Consider the following 21,961-nt stretch of genomic DNA (forward strand, 5'->3'; position numbering starts at 1 on the left):
CCCCCCGGCCGCCGGAGGCATCTTCTGCCTTTTCTTCCCACCCACACAACGTGGGGGCTAATTCGCCACCACGTTGACCAGCTTGCCCGGCACCACGATCACCTTGCGGATGGTCTTGCCTTCGATGTGTTTGACCACATTGACTTCGGCCAGGGCGGCGCGTTCCACGTCCGCATTGGACGCGTCCCGGGCCACGCTGATCTTGCCGCGCAGTTTGCCGCACACCTGCACCACAATATCCACCGTATCGGTCACCAGGGCCGACGGGTCGTGGGCCGGCCAGGGCTGCTCAATTAAAAGCGTTTTGTGCCCCAGGCTCTGCCACAACTCCTCGCAGATGTGCGGGGCGATGGGTGACAGTACGGCCAAGAGCGTCCCAACGGCCGAGGACACGGCCTTGGCACCCTTGGGCTCGGCGCGCAGGGCCTCGACATTGGCATAGAGGAAGTTGACCAGCTCCATGGCGGCGGCAATGGCGGTATTAAACTGGAAGCGTTCGCGGATATCCGCCCCGGCCTTGGCGGCGGTGGCGTGTTCGCGGCGGCGCAGTTCGGCGAAAAGGGGCGGCAGCCCGTCCAGGCCCAGGCTCTCGGCCGTGGCGCAGGGCGCAACCGGGGTCAGCAGGCCGGCCAGTTCTTCGGTGGCCAGCCGCCACAGGCGCGACAGGAAGCGCGAGGCACCTTCGATGCCGGTGTCGCTCCACTCCAGGTCTTTTTCCGGCGGCGCGGCAAAGAGGATAAACACCCGCACCGTGTCGGCCCCGTACTTGCCGATCATGAGATCCGGGTCCACCACATTGCCCTTGGACTTGCTCATCTTCGAGCCGTCCTTGATGACCATGCCCTGGGTCAGCAGATTGGCAAAAGGTTCGTCAAAGGCGATCAGACCGCAGTCGCGCAGAGCTTTGACGAAAAAGCGGGAATAGAGCAGATGCAAAATGGCGTGCTCGATGCCGCCGATATACTGGTCAACCGGCAGCCAGTAGGCCAGTTCGGCCGGATCAAAGGGCCGATCCTGCTCCCGGGCCGAGGCGTAGCGGGCGAAATACCAGGACGATTCAAAGAAGGTGTCCAGGGTATCGGTCTCGCGCCGGGCCTTGCCGCCGCACAGGGGGCAGGCCACGTCGGTAAACGACGGCGCATGGGGCAGCGGCGAGCGGCCATCCGGCATAAGGGCCAGATCGCGCGGCAGTTCCACCGGCAAATCGACATCCGGCACGGGCACGATGCCGCATTTTTCGCAGTAGATGACCGGAATCGGCGCGCCCCAGTAGCGCTGGCGGGAAATGTTCCAGTCGCGCAGGCGGTAGTTGATGCTCTTTTTGCCGCGCCCGGACCCGTCGAGCCAGTCGATGATGGCGCTCTTGGCCGCCTCGTTTTGCATCCCGCTAAATTCGCCCGAGGCGACGAGCACGCCCGGATCGACGTAGGCCGCTTCCAGGCTTGCCGCGTTAAGCGTCGCGCCTTCGGGCTGGATGACGACCTGCATGGGCAGGTCGTACTTGCGGGCAAATTCGAAGTCGCGCTGGTCGTGGGCCGGCACGGCCATGACCGCGCCGGTGCCGTAGCCCATGAGTACGAAATTGGCCACGTAGATGGGGATTTCGCGGCCCGTGGCCGGGTTGACGCAGTAAGCCCCGGTAAAAACGCCTTCCTTTTCCAGATCATCGGCCGAGCGCACGATGCGGTCGAGGTTGCGGACCTTGTCCACAAAGGCCGTGACGGCGGCTTCCTGGGGCTTGCCGGCAATAAGGCTCGCCACCAGGGGATGCTCGGCAGCCAGGCTCATGAAGGTGGCCCCGAAAAGGGTGTCCGGCCGGGTGGTGAAGACCGTAATGCCGTCGGCCCCGTCGGTGCCGCCAAGGGGCGCGGCCAGCGGAAAAGTGATCTCCGCGCCAACCGACTTGCCGATCCAGTTGCGCTGCATGGTCAGCACGCGCTCGGGCCAGCCGCCGACAAGCTTGTCCAGGTCGGCCAGCAGTTCCTCGGCGTAGTCGGTGATGCGCAAAAACCACTGTTCCAGATCTTTTTGCACCACCAACTGGTCGCAGCGCCAGCAGCAGCCGTCAATGACCTGCTCGTTGGCCAGCACCGTGCCGCAGGTTTCGCACCAGTTTTGGGGCGAATGCTTGCGGTAGACCAGCCCCTTTTCCAGGAATTTCAGGAAAAACCGCTGCTCGTGGACGTAGTAGCCGGGATGGCAGGTGGCGATTTCGCGCCGCCAGTCGTAGGAATAGCCCAGGCGCTGTAACTGGACGCGCATGGAATCGATATTGGAGATGGTCCAGGCAGCGGGATGGAGCTTGTTTTTTATGGCGGCGTTTTCCGCCGGCATGCCAAAGGCGTCCCAGCCCATGGGGTGGAGCACGTTGTGGCCTTCCATACGCTTAAACCGCGCCACCACGTCGCCTATGGAGTAGTTGCGCACATGGCCCATATGGATGCGCCCGGAAGGATAGGGGAACATTTCCAGGACATAGTACTTGGGCCGGGACGGGTCGGCTTCCACATGGAAGTGGCCGCCCTCTTCCCAGATGCGTTGCCATTTGGTTTCGACGTCCTCGGGCACATATCTGCTCATGGGGAAATGCTCCTTGACGGGAAAGGTATTATTCGGCGCTTCCAGACGGCCGAGCGCGGTCAGATCATCACACACCGGGGTATGGCGGCAGGTTGATGCCTTCAATGAACCGGTAGTCTTTCTGGTTTTTGGAAATGAGCGGCCAGCCGTTGGTCAGGGCCGTGGCAGCAATGATGGCGGCGGGCATCCGAAGCCCATGGCTGAGCCGGTAGCGGCGCATAAGATCCTGGGTGCATTTGGAAATCATGCCGTCAAAATGAATCAGCCGAAATGTGGCCATAAAGGCGTCGAGTACGGCGAGTTCCTGTTTGTCCCTGCAGCCGGCCAGGAGTTCCAGCGAGGTGACGAGGCTGACAGCCGGTCTTGCCGCCGCGCGTGCCGCCTCAAGCACGGCCATGGCTTTCGCGTCTGCGCGTCCGTAATCAATCAACACGTCGGTGTCGAAGACGACAACGCCAGCCACGGTTACCGAGTCCATTCCTGCCGGCGAAGCGCGGTAACCCAGGCCGCAGCGTCGGCCATGTCCGCCCGGTCGCGCCACAGGCCGCAAAAGGCCGCCGCGTCGGCGGCCGCGTCCGGGCCGGCCGGCCCGGGCGCAGCATGGCGTGCCCGTAAAAAGGCAATGAAATCGGCTGCCTCTTCCTGGGCCTGGGGCGGCAGGGCGACGAGGTCGGCCAGCACGGTTTCGATGTTCATTGCCAGTTTCTCCGACGCGCGCGGTTCGTAGCTACAGGTCTTTTTGTATCTCGAACTCGCCGCTGTCAACGGCCTTGGCGATGGCGTCGAGGATGCCGTTTATAAAGTTGCGCGAGTTCTCATCGCCATAGCGCTTGGCCAGTTCGATGGCTTCGTTAAGCGAAACCCGCAACGGAATATCGGGGCGTTTGAGGATTTCATAGACGGCCAGCCGCAAAATGGTCAGCTCCACCTTGGCGATGCGCGCCAGTTTCCAGTTCTTGGAAAAGCGCACGACCAGGGCGTCGATGTCGGTCTGGTTCTGCCACACGCCCAGGACCAGTTCCCAGGCGAACTGCTGGCCGGCCGGGTCGTCGCCCTCGGCCACGTCGTGGGGGCAGTGGCGAAACACCCGCAAAAGCGAGCGTTCGTCCACAGCGGACTCGAAAATAAGGCCGTAGAGGCACTCGAAGGCCTGCTTGCGGGCCTTGCGGCGGGAAGCCGGCTTTTTCTCTTCGGATTCTGGCATAGTGGGCTTTGGTTAGATTTGCTCCAGGACACGGACCATTTCCAGCACGGCGGCTGCCGCCTCAACGCCTTTGTTGCCGGCCTTGCTGCCAGCCCGCTCGATGGCCTGCTCCAGGGTATCGACGGTCAGGACGCCAAAGCCCACAGGAACGTTGGTGTCGAGCATGACTTGGGCCAGCCCTTTGACGCATTCGTTGGCCACGTAATCAAAATGCGGCGTGGCCCCGCGAATGACCGCGCCCAGGCACACGACGCCGTTGTACTTTCCCGAGGTGGCCAGCTTTTTGGCGGCCAGCGGAATCTCGAAGGCGCCCGGCACGCGCACGATGGTGATGTCGGCCCGGTCGCCGCCGTGGCGGGTCAGGTAGTCCACGGCCCCGCCGACCAGGCGTTCGGTGATAAAGTCGTTGAAGCGTCCGGCCACCAGGGCGAATTTGAGTCCCTTGGCGTCAAGCTGGCCTTCGATGGTGCTTACGTGCAGCATGGCGATTCTCCCCGACGGTTGTCCGTCGATTGGTTTGGCGTCGTGGCGCTACTTGGTCTGGCCGCAATCCGGCAGGGTCAGGATATGGCCCATGCGGTCGCGCTTGGTGGTGAGATAGCACGTATTTTCGGAGCAGGGGCAGGTCTCGATGGGCACCCGGTCCACCATCTCCAGGCCGTAGCCTTCCAGACCGACGATCTTTTTGGGATTGTTGGTCATAAGCCGCATCTTGCTGATGCCCAGTTCGACCAGGATCTGCGCGCCGGTGCCGTATTCCCGCAAGTCGGCCTTAAAGCCAAGCTTCAAGTTGGCTTCCACGGTGTCAAAACCCTGATCCTGGAGGGCGTAGGCCTTGATCTTGTTGCCAAGACCGATGCCCCGGCCTTCCTGGCGCATGTAGAGGATGACACCCTTGCCTTCGTCCTCGATCATACGCATGGCCTGATGCAGCTGGTTGCCGCAGTCGCAGCGCAGCGAGCCGAACACGTCGCCGGTCAGGCATTCGCTGTGCACGCGCACGAGCACCGGTTCGCCGGGCACAATATCGCCTTTGACCAGGGCGATGTGGGTCTTGTTGTCCGAACTGGCCTCAAAGGCGATGGCTTTAAACGAGCCAAAGGCCGTGGGCAGGGTGGCCTCGGCCACTTTGGTGACAGAGGTGTGGCCAAAACGCATACGGTAGCGGATCAGATCAGCCACCGTGGCGATTTTGATGCCGTGCTTCTCGGCGAATTCGATGAGGTCCGGCATGCGGGCCATGTTGCCGTCATCGCGCATGATTTCGCAGATAACGGCAGCGGGCTTAAGCCCAGCCAGTCGGGCCAGATCCACGCTGCCTTCGGTCTGGCCGGCGCGCACCAAAACGCCGCCGTCCCGGGCGCGCAGCGGGAAAATATGCCCCGGGGTGACCAGATCGTCCGGCCCGGCCCCTTCAGCCACGGCCGAGAGGATGGTGGTCGCCCGGTCGAAAGCGGAGATGCCGGTGGAGACGCCGACCTTGGCTTCGATGGACACGGTAAAGCCGGTGCCAAAGGGCGACTTGTTGTCATCGGTCATCATGGGCAGGCCGAGCTGGTCCACGAGGTTGGGGGCCAGGGGCAGGCAGATGAGTCCCCGGCCGTGGGTGGCCATGAAATTGATGATTTCCGGGGTGACCTTTTCGGCGGCGATGGTGAGATCGCCTTCGTTTTCGCGGTCTTCGTCGTCGACGAGGATGATCATCCGCCCGGCGCGGATTTCCTCGATGGCTTCATCGATGGGGGTGATGTGCATATTGGGTGTACCTCGTTCGGGCCGGCCTGGGGCGATCGGCACCATGGGGGAAAGACCAAAGACCCGGTTCGGGCCGGGGCAAAGGGGGCGCACTCTACTTCAGGGGAGCTGGCAAGGCAAGCAGTGCGGAATAGCAGATTTTTGCAGAAGAGAAGACAGAAGGGAAGACAGAAGAGGCCTCCGGCGGCCGGGGGGATGATCCCCCCGGACCCCTGCAATTGGAGAAGTTATTTTTGGGTTGCGGCAGGGGGCGACACCCTGGCCCCCATAAATCCTTGCCTTCCAGGAGGGATTCCAAAGGGGCCACCCCTTTGGCCGCCGGAGGCTCTTCTATCTTCCCCCCGGCCACGCGGCCCTTAGACCTGGATATCTATGCTGGGGCGCGGCGCGGCGGCAGGCGCGGCAGGTGCCTCGGCGGCGGTCGGCGCAGAAGGCGTCTGCGTCGTCGGCGTTTCCCCGCCGGTCGTGGCCGGAGCTGCGGTATCAGCGGAAGCAGTAACTGCGGCGGTGGTGGAAACGACGGCTGCTTCGCCGCCGGTTGCGGTCGCGTCCGTGGCGGTCGAGCCGTCGGTGGCGGCCTGGGCGCGGGCTTCGAGGTCGTCGCGGGTGGCGTCAAGGCTGGCCTGGGATGTCTGGGCAACCTGCTGATCGACGAGTTGCCTGACGCTCTTGTCCGCCTTGTGCGCGTTGATGGTGGCGGCGACGTATATTGACGCGCCCGAGCGTGAAGCAGCCACGGCAAGCTGGGCAGTCAAATCGGTGAGCATGGAATTCATGCTGTTGCTGAAGGATTTTTCCGTCTGGTAGCTGTCCAACCTGGAAGCCAGATATTTGGACTGCTCAAAATTCGTTTTAACGAAGTTGCCTGACAGCATATTGTCCGTCCGGGCAAAGTCCGATTGGGCGGCAACGGCTGTGGCGGCGGTTGTTTGTCCGGGTTTTTGCGTCTGCAGCAGCGAGGAATGAAGGCTTGTCCCTGTGAGGGAAAGGCTTGCGACGTCCATGACACCCCCTCCTGCGTTCCTACGATAACTTTATCGGCTGCACGAACGCGGGAGATTAGGGGGCGGATAATGAATATCGCAACTTTTTTTGCCTGGGCTGCGAAGGCGGTTTAGCCGCCAAGCACGGCGCGCACAAATTCCTCGGGCATCATACTGGCGGCCGCGATGTCGGCCACGCCAAGGCCGCGCTCGTGCAGACGCAGGATGACGGCGTCCATGGGTTCGGCCACCTCGATGATATGGCCGTCCGGGTCGCGCAGGCGAAAGGCCCGCTGGCCCCAGGGGGCGCTTTTTAACGGGTGGATGATCTCGGCCCGGGCCATGACGCGCTCGAAGGCGTCTTCGATGGCGGCGTCCTCGAAATACAGCTCCAGGTTGTCGCGGCCCATGGGACCGTGCGGCGCAGCAGGTTCCTCGTCAAAGACGATGCGCCGGGCGGTCTCGGTTGCCCAGAGGCAGAAGTGCGGATAGGCGACGTAACCGGCCAGCACATGGACCGGCGTCTGGCCGAGCACGTCTTCGTAAAAGCCCCGGGCGCGGTCCATGTCGGCCACAAAAAGGCACACGCTGCGGTAGTCGATGGGCATGAGGTGTGCTCCTTTGGCGGCGCGTTGGGGTGGAGGTTACTTTATGAAATAGCCGGCGGCGCGCCAGGAGCCGTCTTTGTCCAGCAGGAAAGTGACGGTTTCCAGGGCATTGGCCTTGTTGGCAAACTCGGTTTGGTAGGTCAAAACGACGTAGGAGCCGTCGGGTGCGCCGGGCAGGGACCGGGTCAGCATGGAGGATTGCCGGGTGCGGTCTTTGACCGCGCCCAGGGGTTTTCGGATGCCGGTAAGGGTGTCGGCCCAGGCTTTTTCGGTGATGGCCCCTCGAAAAAAGGACGAGGCTTCTTGCCAACTGTCGGCGTAGCTGCCGGCGTCGCAAAGGGCCAGCCATTTGGTGGCCGCCGCAATGGCCGGGGCTTCCTCGTTGTCAGCGGCCCGGGCCATTGCCGCGGGCAGGCAGAGCGCAGCGCACAGTACAAGGGTGACGAGAAGGTTCATGGGGCGGCTCCTTAAAACCCGTGTTCCCGTAAAAAAGCCTCGGAAATCTGCGACTGCTTCCCGGCCTTGGCGTCCTTCCAGGGGCCGAGCATCCGCAGCACGTACTTGCCGAGCATGTCCGTCTCCATGTTGACCACAACGCCCGGCTTCCAGCCGGCGATGGTCGTGGCTCCCTGGGTGGACGGGATGATGTTGACGGTTAAAAAACCGTCGCCGCATTCGTTGACCGTGAGGCTGATGCCGTCGAGTGCCACCGATCCCTTGGGCACAACGAACATCGAATTTTCTTCGGGAAACGTTATTCTGTATTTGACAGACTGTCCAGCCGGCGTCACGGATGCAACCTTGGCCAGACAGTCCACATGCCCGGACACCAGATGGCCGCCCAGGCGGTCGCCCAGGGCCAGGGCGCGCTCCAGATTGACTGTGCTGCCGATTTTTAGCGCGCCGAGGTTCGAGCACGACAGCGTCTCGCCCGAGGCATAGGCGCTAAATTCTCGCTGCCCGGCCGTTTCCACGGTCAGGCAGACGCCGTTGACCGCAATGGATTCGCCCAGAACGATATTTTCCAGCGCAAACAACGCCTTGATGCGAAACCGCGTCTCGTCGCCGCGCGCCTCAACGGCCGCAATCCGCCCCAACCCCATAACCAGTCCCGTAAACATAGAAAACCTATCCTCGCCCTGCATCACTCGCCCCCTTTCGGGGGTCCGGGGGGATGATCCCCCTGGCGGGTCCGGGCAGCGCCCGGTCTTCGACTTACACAGTCCCTTCGAGTTGCAGCAGGTATTGTTTCATGTCGATGCCCGGCCCGAAGCCGGTGAGTGCGCCGCTGGTGCCGACCACCCGGTGGCAGGGGTAGAGCAGCGGAAAGCGGTTGCCGGCCATGACCCGGCCCACGGCCCGGGCCGCCTTGGGGCGGCCGACTTTGGCCGCCAGCCAGCCGTAGCTGACCTTTTGCCCGGCCGGCACCGCGGCCAGTTCGGTGAGCACCTGTCGCGAAAAATCCGTCACCCCGTCCCAGGCATAGGGCAGCTGCGGCCAGGTGCAGCCCTGGCCGGCCACATAGGCCTCAAGGGCCGCCTGCACGGCCTCGCCGGCCGGCGTGCGTATCTCCCGATGCCTGCCTTCGGCCCAGGTCAGTTTGAGGCCGGTAACGGCCGCGTCGTTCCAAACAATTTCCAAAGCCAACGGCCCGGCCAGACATGTCTCGGTGAAAATCGACATGGCGTGTGCGCCTCCGTGGTGTGTATGCCTCCGGCGGCCGGGGCTTTGCCCCGGACCCCACCGGGGCTTTGCCCCGGACCCCACCAGGGCTTTGCCCTGGACCCACCGGGGGGATCATCCCCCCGGACCCCCGCAATGGGGGTGGGATGGCGCTTGTTGTAGGCTATTTTGGCCGGCCTTGCCATCATCCTGGTTTCTGCCGGGTGGGTTGGGCCGGTTTGATCCGGGGCAAACGGGCAATCCGGTAATGTTTCAAGCGATTGAGTTCTTGTTTTTTGCGTGCGTAAATCATAGGATAGGTTACTGTGCCGATTCTGTGACATGCAAAAGTTGCACAGAAACGGTTGCGCGCCCTTTCGGTGGTGGAGGAAGGCAGTGAATAGAGTGAAGCCGAAGATGAAGATTGGCTGGGTTCTTTTTTTTGCCTGCCTGCTGTTGTCCCTCATCGTTGGGGCGGCTTCTGTTTATATCGCTAAGATGATGCGAGTTTCATTTTATAAGAGCGCATTTCAGAAAGAAAGCGAAAGTCTTGAGAAACAACTGTTGTCGCATACAATACACAGCCAATTGATGGGCGCTGTCATTTCCAATGGCTTAAACCAGCTTGATTTAAAACAAGCTGTGTCAAAAAACGGCAGCGATGCGGGCGCGCTGATCGAATCCCGCGAGACGCTCAAGCCTTTGCGGGAACGCTTCCATCTGGACGGCATCTATCTTGTCGATTCCGACGGTGTTGTGGTCATGCACGATACGGATGGCAGGTCGTCCACAGGAACAAATGTTGCGTTTCGGCCGTATTTCAAACAGGCCATGGCCGGCCATATCAGTATTTACGCCGCCGTCGGGAACAATACCTCCGAGCGCGGCCTGTATTATGCCGCGCCGCTGTATGCAACGACATCCAATACATCGTCGGTCATTGGCGTCGTCCTGGCCAAGGCCCCAGGGGATTCCCTGGACGAGATGCTCAAAAAGTTCGGCGATGCCGCGCTGTTGTTGTCGCCCCAGGGGATCGTTTTTGCCTCAAGCCGGGAGGACTGGCTGTACGCCATTGCCGGCAAAGCCGACGCGGCCCGGCTGGAAGCAATCCGGGGACTCAAGCAGTTCGGCAAATATTTTGAGACCAACGAACCCACGCCGCTCCCGATTGCGCTTTCCGGCGAGGAAGCCGACTTCGGGGGCGCGCGCTACAGCATTGAGCAAACCCCGTTTGATTGGGGTGATCCGGCCGGTGACTGGCGCATCGTGACCTTGTGGAACACCTCGCGCGTCAATCCGCCGGGATTGCTGGCCGGCATCGGCATTGCCGGCGGCGGGTTGACGCTGTTGCTCACGCTCATGACCGCCGTGATTGTAGACGGTCGCAAGCGGCACCGGCAGGCGCAACAGCGCTTCAAATTTCTGGGCACGGCCCTGGAGACAAGCCCTTTGGCCGTCATCATGGCCGATGCGGCAGGCAAGATCCGCTGGGTCAATCCGCAATTCGAGCGCTCGACCCAGTATGGCCCGGACGAGGCCCTGGGCAACGACCCCAAGCTGCTCTCCAGCGGACTGACTGCCAAGGAGACCATCCGCGAACTTTGGGAAAGTCTCCTGGCCGGGCGGTCCTGGGCCGGTGAGTTCGTCAACAAACGAAAGGACGGTTCGCTGTATCACGCTGCCAGCGTCGTCACGCCGGTTATGGACGAGAACGGCCGCCGCCTGGGCTATGTCTGCCTGCAAAATGACGTCACCGACCAAAAGCGCGCCGAGCAGACCATCCGCAGCGCGCAGACGGAGATGACCCAGATCTTTAATACGGCAGCGGGTGGGATGCGGGTCATTGACAAGGACTGCAACGTCTTAAAAGTTAATGATGCCTTTGTGGCACTGAGTGGCTACCCCCGGGAAGAACTGACAGGAAGCAAGTGCTACGACCTGTTTGCCGGCGACGACTGCCACACGGAGCAATGCCCCCTAAGCCGCATACTGCAGGGCGAAGAGCGGATAGAGGAGTTGAGTCTTCGCCGGCATCGGGACGGCATGCCGATTTATTGCGAAGTCAACATCACCCCCTACACCACGCCGGATGGAGAAATTGTCGGGGCCATTGAAGATTTCCGCGATGTTACGGAACGCATGCGAGCCCAGCATCGTATCAAGCAAAGCGAAAGCAAGTACCGGGAACTGGTCGAGAGCGCCAGCAGCATAATCCTTAAATTGGACATGGACGGCACGATCACTTTTTTTAATGAATATGCGCTGGCATTTTTTGGCTATGCCGCAGATGAAGTCGTTGGGCGGTCCATTGTGGGCACGATCATTGCCGACGAGGACGGCGAAAGGCGGCATTTGCGTACGCTGCTCGGTGACATCGGGGAGCATCCCCAAGACTATGCCAGCACTGAGAGCGAAAATATCTGCAAAGACGGGCGGCGCGTCTGGATAAGCTGGACCAACAAGGTCATCCGCGATGACATTACCGACAAGCCCAAAGGGGTGTTGCGCATTGGCCTGGACGCAACAGAGCGCAAAAAGGCTCAGGACGGTTTGCACAGCGCCATGGAAATCATCTCCGGCAGCATCCGCTATGCCAGCCGCATCCAGCGCGCCATCCTGCCGACCCCGGAGCAGTGCCGCGAACTTGTGCCCCGGCATTTCGCGGTCTGGGAGCCGCGCGACGTGGTCGGCGGCGACATCTATTGGGTGCGGACCTGGGGCGAGGGGGTGCTGTTTATCCTGGCCGATTGCACGGGGCACGGCGTGCCCGGGGCGTTTATCACCCTCATTGCCAGCGGTGCCCTGGATAGGGCCGTAAGCGAGGTCGCGCCCGGCGATCCGGCGGCACTGATTGCGCTCATGAACCGGTATGTGAAAGTGGTGCTCAGCCAGGATCTGGATTTCGGGGCCGGGGAAGGTTCCGACGACGGCCTGGAACTCGGCGTCTGCTACATCGCCCCGGACCGGCAGTCGCTGGTTTTTGCCGGCGCGCATTTTCAGCTGTTCTGTGCGGGCGGCGAGGGCATTGATCTGGTCAAAGGGGATCGCAAAGGCATCGGCTACCGGTTCGTCTCCCTTGATGCCTCCTTCGCCAATCAGACGGTCCCGGCCAGCCCGGGCCAGCGCTTTTACATGACCACCGACGGGCTTATCGACCAGATCGGCCAAAGCGGCGGCAGCCCCCGGCGCAGCTTTGGGAAAAAACGTTTTGTCAGCCTTTTGGCTTCCTTGCAGGACAGGCCTTTGGATGAGCACGGCGAGGCCATTTTTGCAACCATTGAGGCCTTTCGCGGCCAGGAAACCCGGCGCGACGACATTTGCGTCATCGGGTTTGAGCTGGAGCCGGCGCAGGCGCTTACGGTCAACCCAAGCCTTGGTTAATAGATTCCCTCGCTGCGCAAAATGGCCAGAGCCACCTGTTTGCGGGCAGGGACGACGGCCTGGGCCGCGTCGGGCCGGGGAATTGCAAGATTCAGGGCAAAGTACCAGGTATCCGGGCCGCGCGTGACCAGCCCGACATACCAGCCCACCCCGGGCGTGACGCGGCCGGTCAGCCCCGTCTTGGCCCGAAGGACGGCGTCCGGCCTCTGTTCGACGAGCATCAGCTCTAAAACGGTCGCGACGGCGGTTTCGCCAAAGGGCAGCTCGCGACGGTTCAGGCGCGTAAGGAATTCGATTTGCTGCAAGGCCGAGATGCGCAGCGCGCCGTCCAGCCAAAAACGGTCGATGCCGCCGGCGATGTCGGCGTTGCCGTAGCCGGCAGCGGCGACGCCCGCAGCCATGCGCTCGGGGCCGACGCGTCGGGCAATCTCTTGAAAGACCGGCACGCAGGACAGGGCAAAGGCCTGGCGCAACGTCAGATCAGCGTTCCATTCGGGTAGAAACCGGGGCTTGCCGTCGTAGGCAAAGACCTCGTCCGGGCCGGTGACGGCAGCGCAGTCCAGGGCAAGGAGCGCATTGAGGATTTTAAACGTGGAGGCGGGCAGGAAGGGGGTTGCGGCGCGGCTGGCGTCGTAGACGAGTATTTGGGGCGCGCCGTCTTTCTGGAGGACCATGGTCCCGCTGACCCCGGCGGCGTCGAAATGGGTTTTCCAGTCCGGCCGCTCGACCAGCGTTGGCGCGGCGTCGCCGGCGTCGGCCCGGGCAGCCGGGGCGGTGAAAAGGAGCAGGCCGAGGAGCAGGGCGGCGTAGCGCATGGTGATTGCCTCGCTGTGGCGACAATTGGTTGCTGTTTTTTTTGAAGAAGTGCGCCTGGAAATTCCTCGCCAAGGCCAGTAACTCCCTGAAAAACTTCTCCTATCAAGGGGGTCCGGGGGGGATTATCCCCCCCGGCCGCCGGAGGCACTCTTTATCTTCCTCTTCTCGTTCTCTTTCCATTCCCATCCCCTGCCAAATATCCTCGCGCTCCAGGCGTGCCGCGATCTCGCGCAAAATCCCTTGTTTGTCGGCGGCCCAGGCCGGAGCGACGAGTTCGCCGGGCGCGGGATCGGCGTTCTGGCGTTCGATGGCGACATGGGCCGGCAGGCGGGTGATGGCCTGGCATACGGCGGCGACGTAGTCTTCCCGGGCCATGGGCACGTAGCCGCCGGCGGCGTAGAGGCCGGCCAACCCCGAGCCGGCAACGACTAAGGTGTTGTGGAATTTGACCCCGGCGATGGGCAGGGTGGCGAGGAAATCGACCGTGGCCAGGAAATCGGCAACGGTTTCGCCGGGCAGGCCGGCCATGACGTGGGCGGTGACAAAAAGTCCGGCCGCAGCAGCGTCGCGGCTGGCCCGGGCGAAGGTAGCGGCCGTGTGCCCCCGGTTGATGCGGGCCAGGGTGGCGTCGTTGGCCGATTGCAGGCCCATCTCCAGGCGCACGTGGCCGAGTGGGGCGGCGGCGAGCAGACTTATTTTTGCGTCATCCAGGCAGTCCGGCCGGGTCCCCAGGCACAGGCCGGCGATGTCGGGCAGGGTGGCCATCTCGGCCAGCAGGGCGGCCAGGCGCTCGGGTGGGCCGTAAGTATTGGAAAACGATTGCAGATACCCGAGCAGGGCTTCACCGCGTCTTCGGGCCGGTCCTGTCAGCGCCGCCCATTGCGCTAAAAGGCCGAAGCCTTTAAGGTGCAATCCCGTCCCCGATCCGGCCGCGTTGCAAAAAAGGCAGCCGCCCAGGGAGAGCGTCCCGTCCCGATTGGGGCAGGAACTCCCCGCATCCAGAGGAATTTTTTTGGCCCGCCGGCCGAAAACGGCTCGCAAGGCCTGGGAAAGCGTATGGAGACGGGGCGGCATGGCGGCTTTTCCGGATCGGTAAATCAACCGTTGACAACGCGGGATGAATCGGCAAACACAACGCGTCTGCGCGAGAGCGTATAGGCCGATTTTGCGGCAAGCGAGGCGGTATGTCCAGGATTTTGGATAGGATATTAGGGCTTTTCTCCAACGATCTGGCGATTGACTTGGGGACGGCCAACACATTGGTGTTTGTCAAGGGCAAGGGCATTGTCTTGTCCGAACCGTCGGTGGTGGCGGTCAAAAAGGACCCCCGGGGCGGCAACAAGGTGCTGGCTGTGGGCCTTGAGGCCAAGCGCATGCTCGGCCGCACCCCCGGCAATATCGTGGCCATCCGGCCCATGAAGGACGGCGTCATCGCCGACTTCGAGGTCACCGAGGCCATGCTGCGCCATTTTATTTCCAAGGTGCACAACTCCCGGCGCCTTGTGCGGCCCCGGATCATCATCTGCGTGCCGACCGGCATCACCCAGGTGGAAAAACGCGCAGTCAAGGAATCGGCCCAGAGCGCCGGAGCCCGTGAGGTCTACCTCATCGAGGAACCCATGGCTGCGGCCATCGGAGCCAATCTGCCCATTACGGAACCCACCTCCAACATGGTGGTGGACATCGGCGGCGGCACCACGGAAGTGGCGGTCATCTCCTTGTCCGGCGTGGTCTATTCCAAGTCGGTGCGTGTTGGCGGCGACAAGATGGACGAAGCCATCATGCAATATGTCAAACGCAAGTACAACATGCTGATCGGCGAATCCACGGCAGAGCAGATAAAGATCCAGGTCGGCTCGGCCCACCACTCCACCAGCCAGGGGGAGATGGAAGTCAAAGGCCGCGATCTGGTGACGGGTATTCCGCAAAACATCACCATCTCTTCCGAGGAAGTGCAGAAATCCATTTCCGAGCAGGTGGACAGCATTGTCCAGGCGGTGCGTATCGCCCTGGAACAGACGCCGCCGGAACTGGCGGCCGACATTGTGGACCGGGGCATCGTGTTGACTGGCGGCGGCGCGCTCCTGCGCGGCCTTGACCAGCTCCTGCGCGAGGAGACTTCGCTGCCCATCACTGTTGTCGATGACCCTCTTTCGACGGTTGTTCTCGGGTCCGGTCGGGCTCTGGACAACTTAGACGTGCTCAAGGAGGTCACGATAGATTAAACCCTCCCCACAGCGGATCGCGGTCGGCCTGCTCGTTGTCCTCTTTCTTTACCTGGGCCTTTTTACCTGGAACATCCGAACCGGCTACGTCGATACACTGGCGAGTCATACCGGACTGGAATTTACCAGGTGGGCACTGACCCCGGGAAAATGGGTGCACGGACAGGTTTCGTCGTTTTGGTCCCGCTATCTGTATTTCGTAGGCATCCGGCAGCAAAACGACCAATTGCTCTCGGACCTTGAGGCCGCGAAAAAGGAGCTGTCCGAGCTGCGCGAAAGCGCCTCGGAAGTGGAGCGCCTGCGCCAGCTGTTGTCCATGACGCCACCCGCTGATTGGACGCGCCAGGGGGCTCGTATTATTTCCCATCGCCTGGGGCCTAATGCGGCCCTGGAGACGTTTCTCATCGACAAGGGCAGCGCGCGCGGCGTCTCGGTCAACACCCCGGTGGTCTCGCCGGACGGCGTTGTCGGCCGGGTGCTGCGCATTTCGCCCACAGCGGCCACCGTCCTGCTCATTACCGATCCCAACAGCCGTATTCCGGTGGTTTCCCAGAAAAACCGCACCCAGGGCATCATCAAGGGCGAAGGGCCGTCCAAGGAACTGACCTTGCTGTACGTGGCCCAGGGCGCGCCCATCGAGGAAGGCGAGATCCTCGTCACCTCGGGGCTGGAAGAAATTTTTCCCAAAGGATTGCCCGTGGCCCGGGTCACGTCCATCGGCCGGTCCGGCTCGTCGCTGTTCCAGCTCATTGCGGCGGTGCCGCTTTTTGCGCCGCTGCAACTTGAAGAAGTGGCCATGCTGTTTAAGGCCACGGCCCTTACGTCGGCCACGGGCGCGCCGGCAACGCCGGTGCCGGTGGTGTCGCAGCCCGTCACGCCGCTGGTCACGCCGCCGGGCGGGGCCGTGCCGCTGGCCAAGCCGGTCAAAGGCCCCAAGACGCCGGCCGCCATTCCCCCGGCTCCAGGCCAGGGCGCGCCGGTCCCGGCCCCCGTCATCCAGGCTCCGGCTCCCCAGCCGGTCCCGGCCAAGCCCGTCGAGGCCCCGAAAAAACGCGATGCCGCCCCGGCCGACGCCGAGAAAAAACGCCGCAAGCCGGCCCGGACCACAGGGCAATGAGACCGGCCAACATCGTCTTTTGGTCCCTGGTGACCCTGCTTGGGGTCTGGCTGCAAAACCTCGTCCCCGGGGTGGACTTCCTGGCTCCCGGCCTTATCCTGGCCATGCAGGAGGAGAAGTGGACCGTGCCGGTGTGGCTGGCCTTTATCTGGCTTTTTATCCACGAAGGCACCGGCTCCATGCCCTTTGGGGCCGGGATTCTCTGGTATGGCGCCCTGGCCGGACTCTATTTTTTCGGCCATTGGCTCTTTGAGGCCCGCAACTTTTTGTTTATGTTCATTCTTGGGGCGTGCCTTGGCGCAATGCATTTCTTTTTGATAAACGTCATGGCCCTGCTCCAGGACTGGTCCATACCCATGGAACGCCTGCTCACCGAGTCGGCCCAGCAGGCTTTAATTTTTCCCATCGAGTGGGGGCTGTTGTATTTGATCCACCACTATCTTCCGGAAAACCGCCATGCGGCTTGAAAGCGATTCTCCCCAACAACATGCGCCGCGTTCCGGGCTGATCCTGCTCCAGGCCCTGGTCCTGGGGCTTTTTTGCCTGTTCACCTTGCGCCTGTGGTATTTGCAGGTGCACAAGGGCAGCAAATTCTCTGAAATGTCCCGGGACAATCAGTTGCGCCAGGTGCTTATCGGCTCGGCCCGGGGACGCATCGTCGATGCCAACGGCCTGCCCCTGGCGCTCAGCGAACCCTCGTTCGCCCTGGGGCTGGTGCGCGAGGACTGCGAGGACGTGGATGCCACCCTGACCAAGGTGTCGGAGTGGACGGGCGTGGACAAGCATGTGCTCACGGAAACGTTTAAGCGCGGCAAAAAACGGGTCAAACCCTTTGAGCCGCTTATCCTCAGCACCGATCTGCCCTTTGAGGCCCTGGCCCGTATCGAGGCCAACGCCATGCTCTATCCGGGGCTGGAAATCGTTATCCGCCAGAAGCGCTACTACCCCACCGGGGAGCTCATGTCCCATGTGCTGGGCTATGTGGCCGAAGCCAACGAGGACGAACTGGAAAAAAATCCCCAGCTCTCGCTGGGTGATTCCGTGGGCAAGCAGGGGCTGGAACTGACCCTGGAAAACGAACTGCGCGGCTCCAAGGGCCGCAAGCAGGTCGAGGTGGACGCCTTTGGCCGCCAGCACAACGAAGCCATTCTGGAACCGCCCCAGGCCGGCAAAGACATCAAGCTCTCCATCGATGCCAATCTCCAGCGCGAATCCGCCAAATTGCTCGAAGGGCAAGCCGGGGCCATCGTGGTCATGGAGCCGGACACGGGCAAGCTGCTGGCCATGGTCAGCCAGCCGAGTTTTGACAACAACATGTTCGTACTCGGCGTGCCGGCGGACAAATGGCGGGAACTGCGCGACAACCCGCGCCATCCCATCCAAAACCGGGTGACCCAGGGCGTGTACCCGCCGGGTTCGGTGTTTAAGCTGCTCATGGCCGCCGCCGGCCTGTCCGAAGGCCTTATCCGGCCGGGCGACGTGGTGGCCTGTCCCGGGACATACCGGGTGGGCAACCGCGATTTCCACGACTGGAAAAAGGGCGGCCACGGTGCCCTGGATCTGCGGGGCGCGTTGGTGCACTCCTGCGATATTTATTTTTACAAACTCGGCGACCGCATGGGCATCGATCGATTGCACGACTACGCCACGGCCAGCGGTTTTGGTGCGCGCACCGGCATCGACCTGCCCCATGAAAAGGCCGGGCTGATTCCGTCCAAGGAATGGAAGCGCAAGCGTTTTGGCGCAGCCTGGTCCAAGGGCGAGACGGTCATCGCCTCCATCGGCCAGGGCTACGTGCTGACCTCGCCCCTGCAAATCGCCCGGTATCTGTCGGCCCTGGTCAACGGCGGCCGGCTCATGAAGCCCGAACTGGTCCAGACCGAGGCGCCCCGCCTGGACGCCACGCTGCCGGTCAAGGACACCGACCGCCAGATCATTCTCGATGCCATGGTGACCACGGTGGAGCAGGGCACGGGCAAATCCCTGCTGCGTTCCGATGTGGTCACCGGGGCCAAGACCGGCACGGCGCAGGTGGTCAAGCTCATAAACGCCGACGTGCGCCAGAAAACCGCCCAGATGCCCTACGAACAGCGCGACCACGCCTGGGTGGCCAGCTGGGGCCGCAAGGACGGCAAAACCTATGTGGTGGTCTGTCTGGTCGAACACGGCGGGCACGGCGGCGAAGTCAGCGGCCCCATCGTGCGCAAGATTTTCGAACAGCTTTTCGGCTCGGCCCCGGCCCGGTCCGCCAAATCGGCAGCTGCGGCCCCGGCCCCGACTCCGGCAACGGACCCGGCCGACGTCGGCGATTAGACCTTTTCTAACCCGGGGGCTGGGAACGCATGCCTTTTGACAGACGACTCATCCTGTGCGTGAACTGGCCGCTTTTGGGCCTGACGGCGCTTTTGTTTGGAGTGGGGGTGCTCAACCTCTATTCCGCCAGCGGCTTTCGCATGGGCGATGAGCTGTCGCTGCAGCCCTTTTACAACAAGCAGCTCATCTGGGGTCTGGCCGGACTCTTCTGTCTGCTGGCCATGGTGGTGTTTGATTATAAGTATCTGGCCACCATTGCCTGGCCGCTCATGATCGTCATGACCGTCATGCTGGTGCTGGTGCTCATTTTCGGCAAGACCGTGTCCGGGGCCAGACGCTGGCTGCCCATTGGCGGCTATTCTTTCCAGCCAAGTGAAATCGCCAAAATCGCCATGCTGTTGCTGGCGGCCAAGATCCTGTCCAAACGCTCCGAACGCCTGGGCTGGCTGGATCTGGCCGGCATCCTGGTGGTGTCGCTGCCCGTGGCCGGGCTCATCATCGTCGAGCCGGACCTGGGCACGGGCCTTAACGTCCTGCTGCTGGTGGCCGGGCTGATCCTCTACCGGGGCCTGACCGGGCCGGTGTTTAAGACGCTGGCCGTTGCCGGGCCGATCCTTATTCCCTGCGGCTGGTTTTTCCTCAAGCCCTACCAGAAGGGGCGCATTCTGACGTTGTTTGATCCCCAGCGCGATCCGCTGGGGGCCGGCTACCACATCATCCAGTCCCAGATCGCCATCGGTTCGGGCCAGATGTGGGGCAAGGGCTTTTTGGAAGGTACCCAAAGCCAGTTGCGCTATCTTCCCGAAAAGCATACAGATTTTGCCGTGGCAGTGTTTGCCGAAGAATGGGGGTTTATCGGCGGCATTGTCCTTTTGACGCTTTTCTGCCTGTTTTTGCTGCAATTTTACTCCACAGCCAAAAATGCCAAAGATCGCTTTGGCAGCTATCTGGCTGCGGGCGTATTCTTCTATTTCTTCTGGCAAATCCTCATCAATATGGGTATGGTGCTCGGCATCATGCCGGTCGTTGGTATCCCTCTGCCGTTTATCAGCTACGGGGGGAGCGCCACCTTTGTGAATTTCACCCTCGTGGGCATCGTCGTCAACGTTTCCATGCGTCGCTATCTGTTCAAAAAGAACTAGCGCGGCGGGATCTTGCGGCAAACGGGGCAAAGAGCGCGCCGGCAGTCGGAGGGTCTTTTGGGGAAACACGACATCAACGCCTTCCTAGGGGTTGGGACGTCCTTTGTCGGGCGGCTGACCTTTGGCGGCGTGGTGCGCATTGACGGCGAATTCGAAGGCGAAATCGTCTCGTCAGGAACCCTGGTGGTGGGCAGCCAGGCCAGGGTGGCCGGGCGCATTACCGTGGGCCGGCTGGTGTGCGACGGCTTCGTGGCGGCCGAGGTGTCGGCGTCGGCGTCGGTGGCGGTGCATGCCCGGGGGCGTGTGGTCGGTTCGGTGTGCACGCCGTCGCTGGTCGTGGACGAGGGCGGACGCCTGGACGGGCTGGTGTCCATGGGCCGGGACGAGGTGTTGGCCGACCCGCCGGCCCTGGCCGCAGGAACTTCGCCCGAAACTTCACAAAAGCCGGATCGTAAGGCGTAGCGGGGCTTGACGCCACATACGGCGTTACGGTTTTTGTCAAAAAGGGCTGGACAGGCCAGTTCAAATCGGCTACTGCCGCTTGCTGACTTTGCAAAAATTTTCACAACCTCCCGGAGGCGACGATGATTGACTTAAACGCCACGTTTTTCGTCCAACTCGTCAATTTTGTGCTCATCCTGATCCTGCTCAACGTCATCCTCATCGGACCCATCCGCCGGGTGCTCAAAAAACGGGCTGAACTCGTCGCTTCCCAGATGGAAGGCATCGAGTCCTTCGCGTCCTCGGCCAGCTCCAAGCTCAAGGATTACGAATCGGCTCTGGATGCCGCGCGCGTGGCCGCAACGGCCGGGCGCATGGCGATGAAGGCCGAGGGACAGGCCCAGGAAAAGGAACTGCTTGAGGCTGCCGGCGCTGCTGCGGTTGCCACCGTACAGGCCGCCAAGGCGGAGATCGCCTCGCAGTCCGCTACGGCGAAAAAGGCCCTTGAGGCCAAGGTGTCGGGGTTGGCTTCCAAGGCCGTGGCCAGGGTGCTGGCGGCTTAAGGCCCGAGGATTTTCGTGGATTTCTCAAGGAAAGGGAGGGTTCAATTGAAAAGGCTCCACCTCATCGCCACAGTGGCCCTGGTGCTCGGCGTGGCCGCATGTGCCTACGCGTCGGGCGACGCAGGGGCTGCGGAGGCTCACGGACTGAACTGGAAGGATTTCCTGTTCCGCGTGATCAACTTCGTGCTGGTGTTCGCCGTCATCGCCAAGCTGGCCGGAAAAAAGATGGTCGGTTTTTTCCGGGGACGCAGCGAAGCCATCGAAAACCAGTTGGCCGACCTCGACAGCCGCAAGGCCGATGCGGCCAAGCGGTTGGGTGAGATCGAGGCTTCCATCAGCGATCTGGCCAGCGAAAAGGCCCGCATTGAAGCCGAGTATCGCCGCCAGGGCGAAGCGTTGCGCGATTCCATCGTCGCCGCCGCCGAAGCCAAGGCCGTCCAGATCAAGGAGCAGGCTGCCACCGCCGCCGCTGCCGAAGCTCGGGTGGCCATGCAGGAACTTCGTGCCCAGCTTGCCGATTCCGTGATCGCCGCGGCCAAGGCTTCGCTGGAAAAGAAGCTGACCGCCAAGGACCAGGACAAGCTCGTGGATGAATACTTAACCAAGGTGGTGTTCAATTGACCGGCAACATCGTCGCGCGCCGTTACGCCAAGGCGCTCTTCGCGCTGGCCAAGAAGGCCGGCAAAAAGGCCCCGGCGGAATACGGCAAGGATCTGGAGGCGTTTGCTTCCGTCCTTGAGACGTCTGCGGATCTGCTTAAGGTGTTTGCCAACCCCATCATCAGCGCCGATTTGAAGAAAGCGGTGCTGGCCGGGGTGGTCGGCAAGCTGGCCCTTAAGCCCATGGTCGCCAACTTCCTGTCGCTTCTGGCTGACAAGGAACGCCTCCCCTACGTGCTGGAAGTGTCCGCCTACTACCGGACCCTTTTGGACGAGTCGGAAGGCGTTATGCGCGGGCAGCTCCTGACTGCTTTTGCCCTCGCCGATGCCCGCCAGGATCAAATCAAGTCCAAGCTTGAGAAACAGTCCGGCAAAAAGCTGGTGCTGTCTTTTGCCGTCGACCCCGCCATCATCGGCGGCGTAGTCCTCAAGGTCGGCGACAAGGTGTTGGACGCGAGCCTTCGCGCCCAACTTGAAATATTGAAAGAACAAATCAAGAGGGGTGAGTAGGG

The 21,961-nt window shown here is 62.2% G+C and carries 23 protein-coding genes; 10 read left to right on the plus strand and 13 right to left on the minus strand.

Annotation, left to right across the window (positions count from 1 at the left end):
- Positions 1-57 precede the first annotated feature (57 nt).
- The 11 genes from leuS to GTA51_RS04390 all read right to left on the minus strand — a co-directional run bounded on the left by leuS (position 58) and on the right by GTA51_RS04390 (position 8,813).
- Complete coding sequence (gene leuS, locus GTA51_RS04340; RefSeq protein ID WP_160959003.1) at positions 58-2,580, minus strand: leucine--tRNA ligase; 2,523 nt, start codon at positions 2,578-2,580, stop codon at positions 58-60.
- 67 nt (positions 2,581-2,647) lie between these two features.
- The gene (locus tag GTA51_RS04345; RefSeq protein ID WP_211922425.1) at positions 2,648-3,043 is read right to left on the minus strand and encodes a PIN domain-containing protein; all 396 of its coding nucleotides are present in this window, start codon (positions 3,041-3,043) and stop codon (positions 2,648-2,650) included.
- Positions 3,044-3,045: 2 nt separating this feature from the next.
- Positions 3,046-3,276, minus strand: coding sequence for a DUF2281 domain-containing protein (locus GTA51_RS04350; RefSeq protein ID WP_160959007.1), 231 nt, complete (start codon positions 3,274-3,276; stop codon positions 3,046-3,048).
- A 31-nt stretch (positions 3,277-3,307) separates the two neighbouring features.
- Positions 3,308-3,784, minus strand: a complete 477-nt coding sequence (gene nusB / locus GTA51_RS04355) for a transcription antitermination factor NusB (RefSeq protein WP_160959009.1) — start codon at positions 3,782-3,784, stop codon at positions 3,308-3,310.
- Between the two features lie 12 nt (positions 3,785-3,796).
- Positions 3,797-4,267, minus strand: a complete 471-nt coding sequence (gene ribH, locus GTA51_RS04360; RefSeq protein ID WP_160959011.1) for a 6,7-dimethyl-8-ribityllumazine synthase — start codon at positions 4,265-4,267, stop codon at positions 3,797-3,799.
- 48 nt (positions 4,268-4,315) lie between these two features.
- Positions 4,316-5,539 carry a bifunctional 3,4-dihydroxy-2-butanone-4-phosphate synthase/GTP cyclohydrolase II gene (locus GTA51_RS04365; protein ID WP_160959012.1) on the minus strand — a complete coding sequence of 408 codons (1,224 nt, stop codon included), beginning with the start codon at positions 5,537-5,539 and terminating at the stop codon, positions 4,316-4,318.
- Positions 5,540-5,895: 356 nt separating this feature from the next.
- Entirely contained in the window at positions 5,896-6,543 is a 648-nt protein-coding gene (locus tag GTA51_RS04370) for a hypothetical protein (RefSeq protein ID WP_160959014.1), read from the minus strand.
- A gap of 110 nt (positions 6,544-6,653) precedes the next feature.
- The gene (locus tag GTA51_RS04375; RefSeq protein WP_160959015.1) at positions 6,654-7,130 is read right to left on the minus strand and encodes a VOC family protein; all 477 of its coding nucleotides are present in this window, start codon (positions 7,128-7,130) and stop codon (positions 6,654-6,656) included.
- 36 nt (positions 7,131-7,166) lie between these two features.
- Entirely contained in the window at positions 7,167-7,586 is a 420-nt protein-coding gene (locus GTA51_RS04380; protein WP_160959017.1) for a DUF4019 domain-containing protein, read from the minus strand.
- Between the two features lie 11 nt (positions 7,587-7,597).
- Positions 7,598-8,251 carry a riboflavin synthase gene (locus GTA51_RS04385; RefSeq protein WP_160959018.1) on the minus strand — a complete coding sequence of 218 codons (654 nt, stop codon included), beginning with the start codon at positions 8,249-8,251 and terminating at the stop codon, positions 7,598-7,600.
- Between the two features lie 94 nt (positions 8,252-8,345).
- Positions 8,346-8,813, minus strand: a complete 468-nt coding sequence (locus tag GTA51_RS04390; protein WP_160959020.1) for a methylated-DNA--[protein]-cysteine S-methyltransferase — start codon at positions 8,811-8,813, stop codon at positions 8,346-8,348.
- Between the two features lie 570 nt (positions 8,814-9,383).
- On the opposite strand from GTA51_RS04390, the gene GTA51_RS04395 reads away from it, so the two are divergent.
- Entirely contained in the window at positions 9,384-12,173 is a 2,790-nt protein-coding gene (locus GTA51_RS04395; protein ID WP_160959021.1) for a PAS domain S-box protein, read from the plus strand.
- Here the strand turns inward: GTA51_RS04395 and blaOXA are convergent.
- Both blaOXA and mnmL read right to left on the minus strand, forming a co-directional pair.
- Positions 12,170-12,988, minus strand: coding sequence for a class D beta-lactamase (gene blaOXA, locus GTA51_RS04400; protein ID WP_160959023.1), 819 nt, complete (start codon positions 12,986-12,988; stop codon positions 12,170-12,172). The genes GTA51_RS04395 and blaOXA overlap by 4 nt on opposite strands.
- A 103-nt stretch (positions 12,989-13,091) precedes the next feature.
- Complete coding sequence (mnmL, locus tag GTA51_RS04405; protein WP_160959024.1) at positions 13,092-14,063, minus strand: tRNA modification radical SAM protein MnmL/YtqA; 972 nt, start codon at positions 14,061-14,063, stop codon at positions 13,092-13,094.
- Between the two features lie 110 nt (positions 14,064-14,173).
- On the opposite strand from mnmL, the gene GTA51_RS04410 reads away from it, so the two are divergent.
- The 9 genes from GTA51_RS04410 to GTA51_RS04450 all read left to right on the plus strand — a co-directional run bounded on the left by GTA51_RS04410 (position 14,174) and on the right by GTA51_RS04450 (position 21,959).
- The gene (locus GTA51_RS04410) at positions 14,174-15,214 is read left to right on the plus strand and encodes a rod shape-determining protein (RefSeq protein WP_160959026.1); all 1,041 of its coding nucleotides are present in this window, start codon (positions 14,174-14,176) and stop codon (positions 15,212-15,214) included.
- A 154-nt stretch (positions 15,215-15,368) separates the two neighbouring features.
- Entirely contained in the window at positions 15,369-16,331 is a 963-nt protein-coding gene (gene mreC, locus GTA51_RS04415; protein WP_343039459.1) for a rod shape-determining protein MreC, read from the plus strand.
- On the plus strand, positions 16,328-16,798 hold the full coding sequence (locus tag GTA51_RS04420) for a hypothetical protein (RefSeq protein ID WP_160959028.1): 471 nt from the start codon (positions 16,328-16,330) through the stop codon (positions 16,796-16,798). Before mreC ends, GTA51_RS04420 begins: the two co-directional genes overlap by 4 nt.
- Positions 16,788-18,644 (plus strand): penicillin-binding protein 2, encoded by a 1,857-nt coding sequence (gene mrdA, locus GTA51_RS04425; protein ID WP_160959029.1) that lies wholly within the window; start codon positions 16,788-16,790, stop codon positions 18,642-18,644. Before GTA51_RS04420 ends, mrdA begins: the two co-directional genes overlap by 11 nt.
- Positions 18,645-18,673: 29 nt before the next feature.
- Positions 18,674-19,786, plus strand: a complete 1,113-nt coding sequence (rodA, locus tag GTA51_RS04430; protein ID WP_160959031.1) for a rod shape-determining protein RodA — start codon at positions 18,674-18,676, stop codon at positions 19,784-19,786.
- A gap of 57 nt (positions 19,787-19,843) precedes the next feature.
- A complete protein-coding gene (locus GTA51_RS04435) occupies positions 19,844-20,248 on the plus strand; it encodes a bactofilin family protein (protein ID WP_160959033.1) in 405 nt (134 codons plus the stop codon).
- 122 nt (positions 20,249-20,370) lie between these two features.
- Positions 20,371-20,790 (plus strand): F0F1 ATP synthase subunit B family protein, encoded by a 420-nt coding sequence (locus GTA51_RS04440; protein WP_160959034.1) that lies wholly within the window; start codon positions 20,371-20,373, stop codon positions 20,788-20,790.
- A gap of 45 nt (positions 20,791-20,835) precedes the next feature.
- Positions 20,836-21,411, plus strand: a complete 576-nt coding sequence (locus tag GTA51_RS04445) for a F0F1 ATP synthase subunit B (protein ID WP_160959036.1) — start codon at positions 20,836-20,838, stop codon at positions 21,409-21,411.
- On the plus strand, positions 21,408-21,959 hold the full coding sequence (locus tag GTA51_RS04450) for a F0F1 ATP synthase subunit delta (protein WP_160959038.1): 552 nt from the start codon (positions 21,408-21,410) through the stop codon (positions 21,957-21,959). The genes GTA51_RS04445 and GTA51_RS04450 overlap by 4 nt, the downstream gene beginning before the upstream one ends.
- The last annotated feature ends 2 nt before the right edge of the window (positions 21,960-21,961 follow it).

The sequence above is a fragment of the Solidesulfovibrio aerotolerans genome (assembly GCF_009856865.1).
In the GTDB taxonomy this organism is placed as follows: domain Bacteria; phylum Desulfobacterota; class Desulfovibrionia; order Desulfovibrionales; family Desulfovibrionaceae; genus Solidesulfovibrio; species Solidesulfovibrio aerotolerans.

Excerpts from the sequence above, each read along its gene's own strand:
- leuS (WP_160959003.1), bottom strand. The coding sequence starts at position 2,580 with ATGAGCAGATATGTGCCCGAGGACGTCGAAACCAAATGGCAACGCATC.
- GTA51_RS04350 (WP_160959007.1), bottom strand. The coding sequence starts at position 3,276 with ATGAACATCGAAACCGTGCTGGCCGACCTCGTCGCCCTGCCGCCCCAG.
- nusB (WP_160959009.1), bottom strand. The coding sequence starts at position 3,784 with ATGCCAGAATCCGAAGAGAAAAAGCCGGCTTCCCGCCGCAAGGCCCGC.
- ribH (WP_160959011.1), bottom strand. The coding sequence starts at position 4,267 with ATGCTGCACGTAAGCACCATCGAAGGCCAGCTTGACGCCAAGGGACTC.
- GTA51_RS04365 (WP_160959012.1), bottom strand. The coding sequence starts at position 5,539 with ATGCACATCACCCCCATCGATGAAGCCATCGAGGAAATCCGCGCCGGG.
- GTA51_RS04370 (WP_160959014.1), bottom strand. The coding sequence starts at position 6,543 with ATGGACGTCGCAAGCCTTTCCCTCACAGGGACAAGCCTTCATTCCTCG.
- GTA51_RS04375 (WP_160959015.1), bottom strand. The coding sequence starts at position 7,130 with ATGCCCATCGACTACCGCAGCGTGTGCCTTTTTGTGGCCGACATGGAC.
- GTA51_RS04380 (WP_160959017.1), bottom strand. The coding sequence starts at position 7,586 with ATGAACCTTCTCGTCACCCTTGTACTGTGCGCTGCGCTCTGCCTGCCC.
- GTA51_RS04385 (WP_160959018.1), bottom strand. The coding sequence starts at position 8,251 with ATGTTTACGGGACTGGTTATGGGGTTGGGGCGGATTGCGGCCGTTGAG.
- GTA51_RS04390 (WP_160959020.1), bottom strand. The coding sequence starts at position 8,813 with ATGTCGATTTTCACCGAGACATGTCTGGCCGGGCCGTTGGCTTTGGAA.
- GTA51_RS04395 (WP_160959021.1), top strand. The coding sequence starts at position 9,384 with ATGGGCGCTGTCATTTCCAATGGCTTAAACCAGCTTGATTTAAAACAA.
- blaOXA (WP_160959023.1), bottom strand. The coding sequence starts at position 12,988 with ATGCGCTACGCCGCCCTGCTCCTCGGCCTGCTCCTTTTCACCGCCCCG.
- mnmL (WP_160959024.1), bottom strand. The coding sequence starts at position 14,063 with ATGCCGCCCCGTCTCCATACGCTTTCCCAGGCCTTGCGAGCCGTTTTC.
- GTA51_RS04410 (WP_160959026.1), top strand. The coding sequence starts at position 14,174 with ATGTCCAGGATTTTGGATAGGATATTAGGGCTTTTCTCCAACGATCTG.
- GTA51_RS04420 (WP_160959028.1), top strand. The coding sequence starts at position 16,328 with ATGAGACCGGCCAACATCGTCTTTTGGTCCCTGGTGACCCTGCTTGGG.
- mrdA (WP_160959029.1), top strand. The coding sequence starts at position 16,788 with ATGCGGCTTGAAAGCGATTCTCCCCAACAACATGCGCCGCGTTCCGGG.
- rodA (WP_160959031.1), top strand. The coding sequence starts at position 18,674 with ATGCCTTTTGACAGACGACTCATCCTGTGCGTGAACTGGCCGCTTTTG.
- GTA51_RS04440 (WP_160959034.1), top strand. The coding sequence starts at position 20,371 with ATGATTGACTTAAACGCCACGTTTTTCGTCCAACTCGTCAATTTTGTG.